Annotated in this window: 12 protein-coding genes; 1 reads left to right on the top strand and 11 read right to left on the bottom strand. The window is 71.2% G+C overall.

Annotation, left to right across the window (positions count from 1 at the left end):
* Positions 1-104 precede the first annotated feature (104 nt).
* Positions 105-707 carry a glutathione S-transferase family protein gene (locus LGR69_RS25645; RefSeq protein ID WP_230367781.1) on the top strand — a complete coding sequence of 201 codons (603 nt, stop codon included), beginning with the start codon at positions 105-107 and terminating at the stop codon, positions 705-707.
* On the opposite strand, the gene LGR69_RS25640 is transcribed toward LGR69_RS25645, so the two are convergent.
* From LGR69_RS25640 to LGR69_RS25590, 11 genes are all read right to left on the bottom strand, one after another.
* Positions 698-1,963, bottom strand: a complete 1,266-nt coding sequence (locus LGR69_RS25640; RefSeq protein ID WP_230367780.1) for an ATP-binding protein — start codon at positions 1,961-1,963, stop codon at positions 698-700. The two genes, LGR69_RS25645 and LGR69_RS25640, sit on opposite strands and share 10 nt — an antisense overlap.
* A 22-nt stretch (positions 1,964-1,985) precedes the next feature.
* Complete coding sequence (locus LGR69_RS25635) at positions 1,986-3,074, bottom strand: lysylphosphatidylglycerol synthase domain-containing protein (protein ID WP_230367779.1); 1,089 nt, start codon at positions 3,072-3,074, stop codon at positions 1,986-1,988.
* 150 nt (positions 3,075-3,224) lie between these two features.
* Entirely contained in the window at positions 3,225-3,854 is a 630-nt protein-coding gene (locus LGR69_RS25630; RefSeq protein WP_230367778.1) for a uracil-DNA glycosylase, read from the bottom strand.
* Positions 3,844-4,602 carry a PIG-L deacetylase family protein gene (locus LGR69_RS25625; RefSeq protein WP_230367777.1) on the bottom strand — a complete coding sequence of 253 codons (759 nt, stop codon included), beginning with the start codon at positions 4,600-4,602 and terminating at the stop codon, positions 3,844-3,846. Before LGR69_RS25625 ends, LGR69_RS25630 begins: the two co-directional genes overlap by 11 nt.
* A gap of 17 nt (positions 4,603-4,619) precedes the next feature.
* On the bottom strand, positions 4,620-5,858 hold the full coding sequence (locus tag LGR69_RS25620) for a glycosyltransferase family 4 protein (RefSeq protein ID WP_230367776.1): 1,239 nt from the start codon (positions 5,856-5,858) through the stop codon (positions 4,620-4,622).
* A gap of 148 nt (positions 5,859-6,006) precedes the next feature.
* A complete protein-coding gene (locus tag LGR69_RS25615; protein ID WP_007568809.1) occupies positions 6,007-6,879 on the bottom strand; it encodes a sugar phosphate isomerase/epimerase family protein in 873 nt (290 codons plus the stop codon).
* Positions 6,876-8,477, bottom strand: coding sequence for a YcaO-like family protein (locus LGR69_RS25610; protein ID WP_230367775.1), 1,602 nt, complete (start codon positions 8,475-8,477; stop codon positions 6,876-6,878). The genes LGR69_RS25615 and LGR69_RS25610 overlap by 4 nt, the downstream gene beginning before the upstream one ends.
* A gap of 224 nt (positions 8,478-8,701) precedes the next feature.
* The gene (locus LGR69_RS25605) at positions 8,702-9,697 is read right to left on the bottom strand and encodes a Gfo/Idh/MocA family protein (RefSeq protein ID WP_230367806.1); all 996 of its coding nucleotides are present in this window, start codon (positions 9,695-9,697) and stop codon (positions 8,702-8,704) included.
* Positions 9,697-10,878 (bottom strand): class I SAM-dependent methyltransferase, encoded by a 1,182-nt coding sequence (locus tag LGR69_RS25600; RefSeq protein WP_230367774.1) that lies wholly within the window; start codon positions 10,876-10,878, stop codon positions 9,697-9,699. The genes LGR69_RS25605 and LGR69_RS25600 overlap by 1 nt, the downstream gene beginning before the upstream one ends.
* Positions 10,879-10,940: 62 nt before the next feature.
* Positions 10,941-11,846 (bottom strand): HD domain-containing protein, encoded by a 906-nt coding sequence (locus tag LGR69_RS25595; protein WP_230367773.1) that lies wholly within the window; start codon positions 11,844-11,846, stop codon positions 10,941-10,943.
* Positions 11,846-13,036, bottom strand: a complete 1,191-nt coding sequence (locus LGR69_RS25590) for an inositol-3-phosphate synthase (RefSeq protein WP_007568803.1) — start codon at positions 13,034-13,036, stop codon at positions 11,846-11,848. Before LGR69_RS25590 ends, LGR69_RS25595 begins: the two co-directional genes overlap by 1 nt.
* Positions 13,037-13,355: the final 319 nt, after the last annotated feature.

Below are 13,355 nucleotides of genomic sequence, written 5' to 3'. Positions count from 1 at the left end.
CAGATGGGGCTTCCCATGATGGGAAGGTCAAGGGCCAGCCGAATCGCATTGCCAAATCGCGACGCGCCCGACAGATTTCCTGCGCACCACGCGCGAGAGATCCGATGACGGAACCCCTGACCCTTTACGGCGATCCCGGCTCCGGGAATTGCCTCAAGGTCAAATGGGTGGCCGATCATCTCGGTATCCCGTCGGTCTGGCGCACCGTCGATGTGCCGGGCGGCGGGACCCGCGACCCGGCCTTCCTGGCGCTGAACCCCGCCGGCCGGGTCCCGCTCCTGGTGTTTCCCGATGGCGAGACGCTGTCGGAGTCGAACGCGATCATCCTCCATCTCGCGGAAGGCTCGGGCATCATCCCCGAGGCGGCGCGGGCCCGCGCCCGGATGCTGCAATGGATGTTCTGGGAGCAGTACAGCCACGAGCCCTACATCGCGGTCCGCCGCTACCAGCTCCATTACCTGAAGCGGGCGCCGGACACGCTCGATCCGAGGCTGGCTGAACGCGGCGCGGACGCCCTTCAGCTGATGCAGGGGACGCTCGAACGCTCCGCCTTCATGGTCGGCGACGCGCTGACGCTCGCCGACGTGGCCCTGGTCGCCTACACGCGCATGGCCCACGAGGGCGGCTTCGACCTGGCGCCCTACCCGGCCCTCCGCCCCTGGATCACCCGCGTGGAGACGGCGCTCGGGATCGGCCCCTACGTCTGATCGGCCGCGCGCGGCAGCTCGGCGGTGGCGCCGTATTCCGGCAGGCTGACGCGTACGGTGGTCCCCTGCCCGACCGTGCTGTCGATCGCGAGGCGGCCGCGGTGGCGGTTGAGGCTGTGCTTGACGATGGCGAGGCCGAGGCCCGTCCCGCCCCGGGCGCGGCTCGAGGCCACGTCGACCCGGTAGAAGCGCTCGGTCAGGCGCGGGATGTGCTCGGGCGGGATGCCGGGGCCGTCATCCGTCACGGACAGGACGATCCGGCGCCCGAGCCGGGGATCCTCTTCCCGGGACAGGCTGACGCCGACATGGCCGCCCCCGTATTTCACGGCGTTCTCGATCAGGTTCTCGATCACCCGGGCGAGCTCGTCGGCATCGCCGGGCACCGGATACGGCCCGGCCCCGTCCTCGAACTGCACCGTGGCGCCCCGCGCCTCGGCGGGCGGCCCCTGCGCGTCGACCATCTGGCGGGCGAGCGCCCCGAGATCGACCACGGTGGTGGGCGCGACGTGCTCGCGCAGCTCGATCCGCGACAGCGACAGCAGGTCGTCGATCAGCCGGGTCATGCGCAGGGCCTGGACGCGCATGATCTCCAGGAACCGCTCGCGGGCCTGCGCATCCTCGCGGGCCGGCCCCTGCAGGGTCTCGATGAAGCCGATCAGCGTGGCGAGCGGGGTGCGCAGCTCGTGGCTGGCATTGGCCACGAAATCGACCCGCATCGCCTCCAGGCGCCGGGCCGAGGTCAGGTCGCGCAGGAACAGCACGGCGCTCACCCCCGATCCGTCCGGCATCGGCAGGGCGCCGATCTGGACCTCGAAGGTCCGCTCCAGGGGCACCCGGGTCGCCAGGGGAACGCGGCGGGGCATGCCCGAGCTGAGGACCGCTTCGACCCCGTCGAGGACTTCCGGGCTGCGCAGAGCGAAGGACAGGGGCCGCGCCTGATGCAGGGCCGGCAGGAGCGCCCGGGCCGCCGGGTTGGCCTCCACCACGAGGGTGCGGCGGTCCACCAGGATGACCGGGTCGGGAACGTGGGCGAGGAGCGCCTCGGCGATCGCGTGTCGCTGGGCGGTCGCCGCCGGTCGCGGACGCGGCGCCTCCTGGCCGCGGCCGCCGAGCCAGCCGCCGATGCAGACGGCACCGAGGCCGACGAGGATCAGCGGGAGTTCGAGACGGCCGGAGAGTGCCACGGCGATGCCGAACAGGCCGACCGCGATCGCGGCGCCCATCCAGGATTGGGAACTGCGCGGACGGTCGGACATGGTCGAGGGCGTGCCGGACCGGTTACCGGGATCCGGTGTCGTCGGGCCGCGGCCGCCCGGACGGGCCGGCAATCCCCTCCGGCGGCCCGGGATCGCGCGCGCCCCCGGCCCGCTTCACGATCTCGTAGAGGCCGAGCATCGCCAGGGCGGTCATGAACGGCACGATGTAGTAGCAGCCCCGGAACAACAGCAGGGAGGTCAGCACCTCGTTGCGCGGCAGGCTCGACAAAGCGAGCAGGATCGTGGCCTCGAACACCCCGATCCCCCCGGGCGCGTTGGATGCGATGCCCAGCATGGCGGCCAGCACGTAGATCGCCAGGAAGGTGGTGAAGCCCAGCGTCGTCTCCTGCGGCAGCAGGACGTAGAGCACGGCCGCCGCCGCGCAGACATCGCCGATCCCGACGAGCATCTGCCCGATCGAGACCGAGGCGCCGGGCAGTTCCAGCCGCCACTGCTTGACGGTGATGCTGCGCTTCTTGGCCGAGACCCAGGCGAGGTAGCCGAGCACCAGGGCCAGCGCCGCAAGCCCGACGCCCTGGTTGATCCGGATCGACGTGAAGGCGAGCCCGGCGAGCTGGCCCGCCTCGATGATCAGGCTGAGGCCGAGCACGACGCCCATGCCGAGCCAGAAGGTGAAGCCGGCGATGACCGTGAGCGCCGCGATCTTGGCCGTGGACAGGCCCTGCCGGGCATAGATCCAGTAGCGGATCGTGCCGGCGGTCAGCAGCGGGAAGCCGAGGGTGAAGCTCACCGCGTAGCTCGTGAACGAGGCGAGCGCGGTGATCCGGTAGGGCACCTTGATCCGGAGCTGACGCAGGGCCAGCGCGTCGTAGCCCGTGAGGAACAGGTAGCTGATGCCGACGAACAGGAAGGCGAGGCCGAGCTGCTCGGCGGTCGCCGCCGCCACGGCCGCGCGGACCTCCGCCCAGCTCACGCTCTGGACGAGCTTCCACAGCACGCCGAGCGAGACCGCGAACAGCACGATGCTGGCGGCCGTGCCGATCCAGGCATACCGGCCGCGCCAGCTCTTCCGCGAGGTGCCCGCGGCAGCGTCGTGCTCGACCGGCTCGACCGGCTTTGCCGGTCCCCGGTGCTGTCCCTGAAAGTTCATGCCGTTCGGCGTCCGCCCTTCCGGCTGCGCGGCCCGGCCGAAGGCCTGCGCCCGTGCCGGATGTTCCCGGACCGCGGCCCGTTGCCCCGCATGTAGGCCGAACCGGCGCTCAAGGCCAGGGAAGGCCGGGCGGGGGCGGGCACGCTCTGCTCACGGATCGGTGCGGCGCAGGAGCGCCGCGGCCTCCGACAGGCCCTGCCGGATCCGAGCGGGCACCTCCGGCGAGGTGCAGACATAGGTCGGACTCGGATGGGGGATGGCGATCAGCGGCAGGCCGGGGCGCAGGGCCGCGATCGCCGGAGCCGCCCCGCCGGCGAAGCGCCCGGCCAGGACCGCCACGCTCAGCCGCGGCAGCAGGTCCAGCAGCGGCGCCAGATAGGGCGCGGCCGCGGCGACCTCCGCCCGGCGCGGCGCCCGGTTGAGTGCGCCCGCGGCGTGGATCAGCCAGGGCACCGCGTTCCAGATCAGGGTTTCGGCTCGCGGGATTCCGGCCTCCCGAAGGAACCGGAACAGGTTGGCGGCGGTGCCGTTCGCGCTGTCGCGGGTGACGAAGCCGGTGCGCAGCACCGCCGGACCCGGCGTCTCCAGGAGCAAAAGCACCCGCGCCGCGACGCCGCCGTCGAGGGGGTCGGGCACCGGAACCGGCGCGCCCCGCTCCGCGGAAATCCGCTCGGCCAGGGCCCGGATCGGGGCGATATGCGGCGCGGTGATCAGGGCGCGGCGGGCGGCCAGCGCCTCCGGGTCGGCCAGGGATTTCGGCGCCTGCGGCTCAGCCGGCATCGAGGCCGGGGATCGGCGTTCCGAGCCGGCCCGCGAGGCGGAAGCCCTCGATCCCCTCCTCGCGGGCGAGCCGCGCGTCGAGACCCGCCACGCCGCCGAACTGGAAGCCGATCTGGCTCGTATAGGCCGCGCAGGCCGCGCGTTTGCGCGCCCGAGCCCCGGGATCGAGGGCGATCCGCCGCACCGGCAGGGTAGCGAACAGGTCGGCCAGGGGCTCCCTGGGCGTGGCCTCGCGGACCGTGTAGGGGAAGTCGCGCCACCACAGGATCGGGATCGGCACGGCGAGGCTCGTCAGGGCGCGGACCGCCTGGACATGGTCGACATGGCCGCCGACCGCCTGCGGGGCGAGGATGAGGTCCGGCCTCTCCGCGGCGACGAGCTCGGCGAGGGCCGGCGCCAGATCAGCGGCGATGCCGTCATCGGCGCGGGGGGCGGAAAACAGCTCCGGCGCGGAGCCGTAGCCGCGGTGCGGCGCCTCGCGGAACGGCAGGTGCAGCGGCGGCGCGATCCCGAGTTCTTCGACGGCCCGGACATCCTCGGCCCGGCGCAGAGCCATGTAGTCGATCTCGGCCGGCAGGCCCTTGTCGAGCTGGCAGGCGAGCGCGAACCCCTTCGGATCGACGACGCTGCCGGTGAACAGCGTCGCCATCACCACCCGCCAGCCCTCCCCGGCCAGGCTCGCCAGCAGCCCGCCGCAGGAGAAGGCCGCGTCGTCGAGATGGGGCGAGAGGGCGAGGGCTGTCGGCACGCGGCGCGGCTTCTCGGTCAGAGGAGATGCGGTTCGGCGCGGAACCGGCAGGTCGGGTCCTCGGGCAGGTCGACGGAGAAATCCGTGGCCGGGCGCTCGTGGCGCACGCGCTCGTAGACGCCCATGATCTGCCGGCCGACGGCGCTCCAGGAATAGACCCGCCGGCATTCCTCGAGCCCCGACTCCGCCAGGCCGCGGCGCAGCGCCGTGTCCGTGACGATGCGGGTGAGCGCGCCAGCCAGCGCCGGGATGTCGCCCGGATTCACCAGCAGGCCGTTCTCGCCGTCGCGCAGGCAATCCGAGACGCCGACCGCGTGGCAGGAGACCACCGCGAGACCGGCCGCCATGGCTTCCAGGATCGTGTTGGAGAAGCCTTCCGCGTAGGTCGGCGAGACGAACACGTCGGCCCGGCGATAGAGGTCCGGCACCTGGCCGTACTCGGCATAGCCGGTGAAGGCGATCTCCCGCGGGGAGAAGGCGAGGTCGGCGGCCATCGCCTGGGCGGGCTCCACGTCCGGCCCGATCCCCGAGATCGTGGCCGCAAAGGGCGTGCCCTGCTCGCGCAGGATCGCCAGGGCGGCGATGAAGTCGAGCACGCCTTTCCGGCGGTCGACCCGGCCGTGATAGAACAGCCGCACCGGTCCGATATGCGGCGTCGGCAGCCCGTCGGGCGTGCCTTGCGCGAACCGTTCGGTGTCGACCGCGCCGGGCACGATGGTGAAGCGGGCGGGATCCGAGCCCAGCCGCTCGCAGACCTCATCCACGAACGAGGCGCCGCCGATCAGCAGCGCGTTGGCGTGGGCCAGCACCTCGCACATGGCGACCCGGTGGGTCTCGCAGCAGGATCCGACCCAGTGGCCGTCGCCGCCCTGGATCGAGACCACGCTCGGCACCCCGAGTTTCCTCGCGGCGAGCAGGACCGCCCAGCCCGTCGGATAGCCGTATTGCGCGTGCAGGACGTCGAACGGCTTGTCGGCGTGCTCCCGGCAGATCGCATCGACCATGGTGGCGATGTCGCGCTCGAAATCGCCCGAACTCTGCTCGCCGAGCTGCTCCAGGCCGATCACCCGGACGCCCGGCACCGGCGGCGGCGGCCCACCGCCATAGACGCGGGTACCGAAGGCATCGCCCCGGTACTGCGAGATCATCGTCACGTCATGGCCGGCCCCGACCAGCTCGCGCAGCAGGTTCTGCGCATAGACGCTCATGCCCGAAATCGCCGGGAAGTAGCGGCGGCTGAGGAACAGGATTCTCATCGGGCAGCACCGGACGGCCAGGATCCCCTCCCCCTTGCGGGGCGGGGTAGGGGTGGGGGTGGCGCAGACGGCACCGGGGCGCTCGATTGTGCACCACCCCCACCTCCGGCTTCTCCCCGCAAGGGGGAGGAGAGGTGCGCGCGTCCCATCACTGCCATTGCCGCCGCGTCTCCTGCTCGCCGGCGAGTTCCGGGCCGGGGCGGCGGCAGCCGCGCAGATATTCGAGGGCTTGCGGGATCATCACGTCGGCCCGGTGGCTCTCGCGGGACAGCTCGACGCAGACCAGCTTGCCGAAGCCGACCTCTTCCAACGCCGCGAGAACGCCCGGCACATCCATGTCGCCCTCGCCGAAGGGCAGGTGGATATGGCTGCCGCGCTTCATATCCTCGATCGCCACCGTGCCGATCCGATCGGCGAACTCGCGCACGGCCTCGGCCGGGTCGCGCTCGCCGGTGACGAGGCAGTGGCCGGTATCGAGGGCGAGCTTGAGGCCCGGCACATCCAGCGCAACGAAATCGTCCAGGGTCTCGATCAGCATGCCGGGCTCGGGCTCCAGGCAGGGCACGATTCCGGCCTGGCTGGCGAAGGCCGCGACCTCGTGTAGCCCCTCGGTCAGCCAGCGGCGCGCTTCGCCATGGTCGACACCGGGCTTCGGCACGCCGGCCCAGAACGACACGGCCTCGGCCGACAGCATCGCGCCGATCTCGACCGCGCGCTTGAGGAAGCCGACCCGGCGGGCCCGGCCCGCCGCATCGGCGGTCACCAGGGTCGGCTCATGCTTGGCGGTGGGATCGAGCAGGAAGCGGGCGCCGGTCTCGATGACGCAACCGAGTTCCAGCTTCTCCAGCAGGCTCGCCACCCGGCCGGCCTCCGCCGCCCAGGTCTCGGCGAAGGGGTCGAGATGGTGGATGTCGAGGGTCAGAGCGACGCCGTCATAGCCCGCCGCCTTGATCAGATGGAGGGCGTCGTCGAGGCGGTGGTTGGCCGCGCCGTTGGTGTTGTAGGCGAAACGGAGGGTCACGCCGCCCTCCCCTGCTTCTGCGCGAGCCGGAACGGCGCGTGATGCGATTCGGGCTCGCGATAGAGCGGATAGTGCCGGCCGACGATCTGCTCGGCGAGCGCCGTGTCGAACAGCGGCTGGCCGCCGAACCGCTCCAGGGCCTCCGGGGTGAGGCGCACCGGCCGCAGGGTCTCGCTCTCGGTGCCGAAGCGGATCAGCGGGTGGTCGCGGTCGAGGAGCTTGCGCGTGTTGCGCTCGCCGATCCGGTAGTAGCTCATGGTCTCGACCTCGAGCCCGGGCACGATCGCCTTGACCACGCCGACGCTGCCGCCGAGCGGCGAGCAATCGACGTAGAGCAGGTCGAACCCGGCCTCGGTGAGCCGGTCGCAGGCGATCTTACCCCGGGCATGCCCGTCGGCCGCCTCGGTGGACGGCAGGTCCGAGAACCGCTTGGTGCTGCGCTCGCTGTACACGGTATCGGCGAGCACGCTCCGGAGATCGGCGGCCGGCAGCTCGATCCAGGCGAGCATCGCCTGCAGGGCGCGGCTCTCCTCCAGGTCGAGGCTGGGAAGCGCCTTCTGGATGAAGGCATCGACGTAGCCGGGCGGCGTCACCGTGGCGGCGAGGTCGAGCGGACCGTGCCCGAAGGTCTTGCGCACCCGGGCGGCCTGGAATTCGAGCAGCGCCTTGCGCAGGGCCCGCTCGCGGTCCGGATCGCAGGCCTCGCCGCAGGCCGAGAGGGCGATCGGCGCCGGCGCCCGGGCGGGATCCTCGTCGTAGCCGACGACGTAGAGATTGGTCAGGCCGAATTGATCGGTGGCGAATTTCGGCAGGGCGCGGATGCCCAACTCCTTCAACCGCGCCAGCATCGCGGCGTTCTCCGGGCCGATCCCGTCGAGATCGAGCATGACGCCCTGGTCGAGGGCCCGGAACAGCAGGCCGTTGCCGTCGCGCTGGAGCAGTTCGAGCACGCCGTGGCCCAGCGCGAAGGGCACGTCCGGCCCGGCGCCGAGGCCGTTGGTGATCAGGTTGGTGAAGGGCCGGTAGCCCTCCGACAATTCGAAATAATCGGTGGCGGCGACATCGAGCGGCATCAGCACGATCTCGCCGGTCCCGTGCCGGACCGCCGGCGTCCATTCGAGCACCGTGTCCCGCCCGACCGAGGAGCCCGCCGGCAGGCACAGGGTGAGCGGGTCGGCGACCGATTTCGGCCCATAGACCCGCACGAGGTCGGCGTAGCTCGCGCGCTCCTTGGCCCGCGGCAGGACCGCGAGCGAGGGCATCAGGTTCTCGGCGATCTCCGCCACGGCGCCGATCAGCGCCTCCTCGTCGGTGGCGCCGTAGCCGATGCCCGACGGCATCGCGCCCACGAAGAACGGATCATCGAGGAACAGAGCGACGAACCAGACCGGCACGCCGGTCCGGTCCAGCGGCGCCAGCGGGAATCCGACGATGCGCCCCTCCGGCAGCACGTCGAGATAGGCGCGCACCGGATCGGGCAGCGCCTCCGGCAGGCCCTCGATCCGGCGCTTGGCGCCGAACCGATAGGGCCGCGGCGCTTTGATCCGCTCGTGGCGGGCGCGGTCGTCCTGGTCGTGACTGGGAGCTGTGTCGGTCAAGTCGTATTCCCGTCTGCCTTGAACCGCTTTGCCGCCCCATCCCGCCCGTCTCCCTCATCCTGAGGTGCCGAAGCGCAGCGACGGCCTCGAAGGAGGCTTCCAGAAAGCGCAGGGGTCTCTGGAGGACTCCTTCGAGGCCCGCTGACGCGGGCACCTCAGGATGAGGGTCGGGGTGGGAGATCCCGGGGTTTGGCTCGGCGGTCGATCATCCTGTCTTGGGGCCGCTACCCCTGCCCGTAGGCACGGGCGACGAGTCGCATCGTGTGGAGGTCTCGGGAGGCCGAATAGGCCGCGCGCTCCTCGGGCCGGCGTAGCGCCGAGCCGAAGGCCCGCACCTGCTCGGTGAAGGGCGAGCTGTCGGTATCGAAGGCCAGCGGCTCCGCGCGTCCGCTCGCGCCGTCGGTGAAGGTCAGGGACCCGCCCGCCGTCTGGCCCATCGTGTCGATGGCGGTGAGCTGGCCCTTGGTGCCGACGACTTCCAAACGGCGGCGGGGCAGCGCGTCGGGACAATTGTAGGCAACGTGCAGGCTCGCCAGGGCGCCGCCGGCGGTGCGACCGATCAGCAGGGCGCCGTCATCGACGGCATAATCCTGGGCGCGGATCTGCGTCAGGGCCGCGATATCGGCGAGCGGCTCGCCGAGCAGGAAATCCACGAGGTCGAGGCCGTGGGGGGCGAGATCCATGAGCGCGCCGCCGCCGGCCTGCGCGGCGTCGATCCGCCAATTGGGCTGGCCGGCCTCCGACCAGTCGCGCCCGAGCCAGCAGGCATAGACGATCCGGACCGCCGTCACGGTGCCGAGCCGTCCGGCCGCGACCTGCGCGCGGATCGCCCGGTGGGCCGGGTGGTGGCGCTGATCGAAGGCGGTGCCGTAGAAGATCGTCGTGGACTCCACCGCCCGCACGATCGCTTCGGCGTCGGACAGCGTCGCCGCCATCGGCTTCTCGCACAGGATCGCCTTGCCGGCGGCGGCGAGCGCCTCGACGGCGCCCCGATGGAGGTGGTTCGGGGTCGCGACATAGACCGCCTCGACCTCGGGCTCCGCGAGGAGACCGGCGAGGTCGGCATGGGCGCGGGCGCCCTCGCGCTCGGCCGCCGCGCGGCTCTCCGGGTTCGGGTCGCTGACCGCCACGAGCCGGTGCCCGGCGGCCCGGATGCCGGGGGCCATGTAATCGCGGGCGACCCAGCCGTAGCCGACGATGCCCCAGCCGACAGCGTCCATCACCAGCGCTCCGGCAGATCGACATATTCGCGGGCGCGGACGCGCTGCGTATCGGCACCGTCGATTCGGCCGTCGAAGGTGAGCTGTTCGGGACCCGACGACTGCATCGGGTAGGTCGCGCGGGAGGCGTATTCCTCCCGGTAGCGCTCGGAGGGCCAGCGGATCGCGTACCCCTCGCCGTCGGGCTGATAGAGCGGGTTGAGCCGCACGACCGTGCCGGCCTTGGGCAGGGTCAGGCCATCCACCACCGCCCGGGGCGCCGGGCGCATGCCGGGGCCGGCGACCACCGAGAACGCCTCGCAGGTCCTCAAGGCGGCCGGCTCCTGGGGGACAGGCGCCCGGGCCTCGACCAGGGCGCGGGTCAGCTCGGCGTCGTCGTACACGAGGGCGTCGGGAAAAAGCTCGGCGATGTCCTCGGCGGTGACGGCCCGGCCGGCCGAGAAACCGGGGCACTCGCGATTGTGGATGTGGCTCAGGGCGAGCCAGCCATCGTCGCCGGCATTCTGGCGCAGGTTCTCGAGCAGGGCCGTCTTGTCGTCGAGGAAGTAGAAGGCGTCGTTGCACACCACCAGATCGACCGGCGCGTCGGGGATCGGCCAATGCGGCGAGCCGGCGTCGAAGCAGACGAGCTGCGGCTTGGGCCCCACGACCCAGTGGCGGGCGACCCAGAGCTTCGCGAAGACTACGTCGGCCCCGGCAGTCTTGCAGCCGCGGCGCTCGAGCTCCCGGAGGTAGTGGCCGATGCCGCAGGCGAATTCGAAGACGCAGCGCGGCTCGTTCCAATGGGCTTCGAGCAGGGTCAGGCCGGCCAGGAAGGTCGGATCGCTCCAGCGATGCAGGAAATAATCGCCGACGCGGCCCCAGCCGAGGCGGTGGACCGCATCCCGCAGGGTCGCGTCGCGGCGGTCCTTGATCAGCCGGATGATCTCGGCCGGGTCCGCCGGGGGGCCGTTCCACCAATCGTCCTGATCGACCAGCAGGGCGGCCAGGGCCTCATCGGGCTCGCCCGCGTCGAGATGGGCCAGCACCCGCTCGACCAGCGCCTCGCGGCCGACCCGCAGGTACGGGATTCCGTCGATGACGGGCCAGCGCGCCCCGGTGCCGGCGTCACGCAGGGCGTGCGGCGCGTCGGGCTTCAGCGGGTTGCCGGTCTGCGGCGATCTGAGTTCGAACGGGATCATGGGCTCTCGGGACCGCCCCGTCAGATGGGCGACCGGGTCTGACGGACAACGCGAATCTGGTCCTAAGGGATGCGCATGTCGCGCAGGACACGGTCGTGGAACCCCTTCACCGGCCCGGCATGGACCAGCTCCCACTCATCGAGCACCGCCGCCATCGTGGTCGAGGCGCCGCGCAGATGCTGGGCGATCTGCAGGACCCGGTCGACGCAATCTGCCGCGTGGAAGGCACGACCCTCCGCGGTGGCGTCGTCCGGCAGCACCGCCCGGGCACGCTCGACGTGACCGCGCAACGGCGCGTCGAGCTCGGACATCGCCCAGCCGGTGGTCACGGCCATGATCGGGCCGAGATGGTCGCCAAGCAGCATCTCGCCGGTGAAGCCGGCATCGGGCATCGCGGCATTGTGGAAATGGTGGGCCATCGCGGCCAGGAACACAGTCCCGGGATCCGCCCGATAGAACGGGCTCAGGCAGACCCCGTAGACCGCCACGATCAGGCAATGCTCCGCGTGGTTCTCCGGCGGCTCCAGCAGGATCCGGGCGCGACCGGGGCAGGTGACGCCCGCCCGGGGCTGCTTCGCCAGGGCCGCCACGAAGGACGGCACCGGTCCGGGCCGGCCCGGCGGGCGCGGCGTGAGCCGTGCGCGCAGGCGATCCCGAAGGTCCGGGTCGAGGTCGCCGGTCACGGCATCGAAGCCCGCGACCAGCACGGCGGAGGCCGCCGCGTCCGAGAGCCCCGTCGCCGCCAGGAAGGCGGCGTCAAGGTCGCAGAGCCGGGTCGCGGCCAGCGTCGTGGCGGTGATGTCGAGGGCGACGTCCTCCGGGGAGGCCCCGCCGGTAAGCAGGCCCCACCCCTGCGCGAACAGCCGTTCTGCGATCGACCCGTCGCGGCCCGCCGAACGGACGCGCTTGAGATCGTTCATCTCGACGAAGAGTTCGCGCAGAGCGGCCGGCGCCGCCGCGTCGGACATCAGTGAACGCCGAGCCAGTCGAGAAGCATCGCTTCCTGCTTGCCGAAGGCGTGCTCCGGCCCGTGGCCGTTCTTCACCATCGGAGCCTTGAAGAAGGTCGAAAGCTGCTCCTGCACACCGCCGTCGCCGCGCTTCTTCGCCAGATCGAGCACACGGGCGATCTCGATCACCAGGGGCGCCGCCAGGATCGAGTCCTTGCAGAGGAAGTTGACCTTGATCTGCATGCGCTGGCCCATGAAGCCGGTGACGTCGATGTTGTCCCAGGCTTCCTTGTCGTCGCCGCGCGGGCGGTAATAGTGAATGTGCACGAGGTGGTCCTCGACCGGGTAGCCGAGGATCGAGTCGAGCACCGTGCCCTTCGTGTTGAGCTTCGACTGCAGCGAGTTCGGGTCGTTCAGGGCGAGCCCGTCGCGGTTGCCGAGGATGTTGGTCGAGAACCAGCCGTCGACGTGGAGGGCGCGGGCCTTGAAGGCGGGGGCCAGCACCGTCTTCATCATGGTCTGGCCGGTCTTGCCGTCCTTGCCGGCCACCGGAACGTTCATCTCCTTGGCCAATTCGAGCAGGGCCGGCACATCGGCGGCGATGCTCGGGGTGAAGTTGGCGTAGGGGACGCCGCTCTTGATCGCCGCATAGGCGTAGAGCATCGCGGGTGAGATCGACTCGTCGCTGGAATCCAGGCCCTTCTCGAAGGCGTCCGAGGAATTCAGGGTCGGGTCGGATAGGTCGGGCCAGCGCTCGGTGGAGGCGAGGTTCACGACCACGACCTCGTCGAGGTTGCTCTCCTGCTGGAAGCGCCGCAGGTCGCTGGCAATGATCGAGACCGCCTCGCGGTGCCCGGCGGCGACGATGCGGTTGCTGCCGTCGATGTTCTTGCAGAACTTGGCGCTGCCGACCGCGGGCCAGGGCGTGATGCCCTTCAGCGCCTTGGCGCCGTCCTCGATGTCGTCCTTCGACAGCACGCCGTGGCCGGCCGCGGCCGAGGCGAGGTCGTCGCCGTTCAGATCCCAGCCGCCGAACACGAGGTCCTTGTAGTCGGCCATGCCCGCCACGGAGAGGCCGGCGAGCGGCAGTCCGTCGAGCCGGTTCGATCCGGATTTGATCATTTCGATGCCGGCGATGGCGGTGGTGGCGACAGCGCCACCCATGCCAACGAACGCGACGCCGACGCGGCGACCGGTCTGCATGCTCATCGGAAAATACTGTCCTTGTGGGGACGCGCGTCGCGTCTGGGGAAAGAGTAGTCGACCCCCCCGGGGCGATATCTAACTGGCTCAACCGTGGCCCGTTCCAAGTCGAATGCGACAACTTTGCGCCCAACCGACGTGAAGCGCGGCCGGATCACGGCGTTAACGCGGCCTCAAAAAGCAGGGTTAACCCTTCGTTGACCGTGCCACGGTTGAATCACGGGGCCGTCCCATTCTGGTCACGGCCGGTGCCGATAGGGCCGCCGTCTGAGAGAACCCGGCCGCCAGACGCCGGGCCGACGCAAGGGACAATCTAGAGAAGGAC

The sequence above is a fragment of the Methylobacterium brachiatum genome (assembly GCF_020523825.1).
Classification (GTDB): domain Bacteria; phylum Pseudomonadota; class Alphaproteobacteria; order Rhizobiales; family Beijerinckiaceae; genus Methylobacterium; species Methylobacterium brachiatum.
The sequence above is the reverse complement of the archived record's forward strand: the minus strand, read 5'-3'. Positions and strand labels throughout refer to the sequence as shown.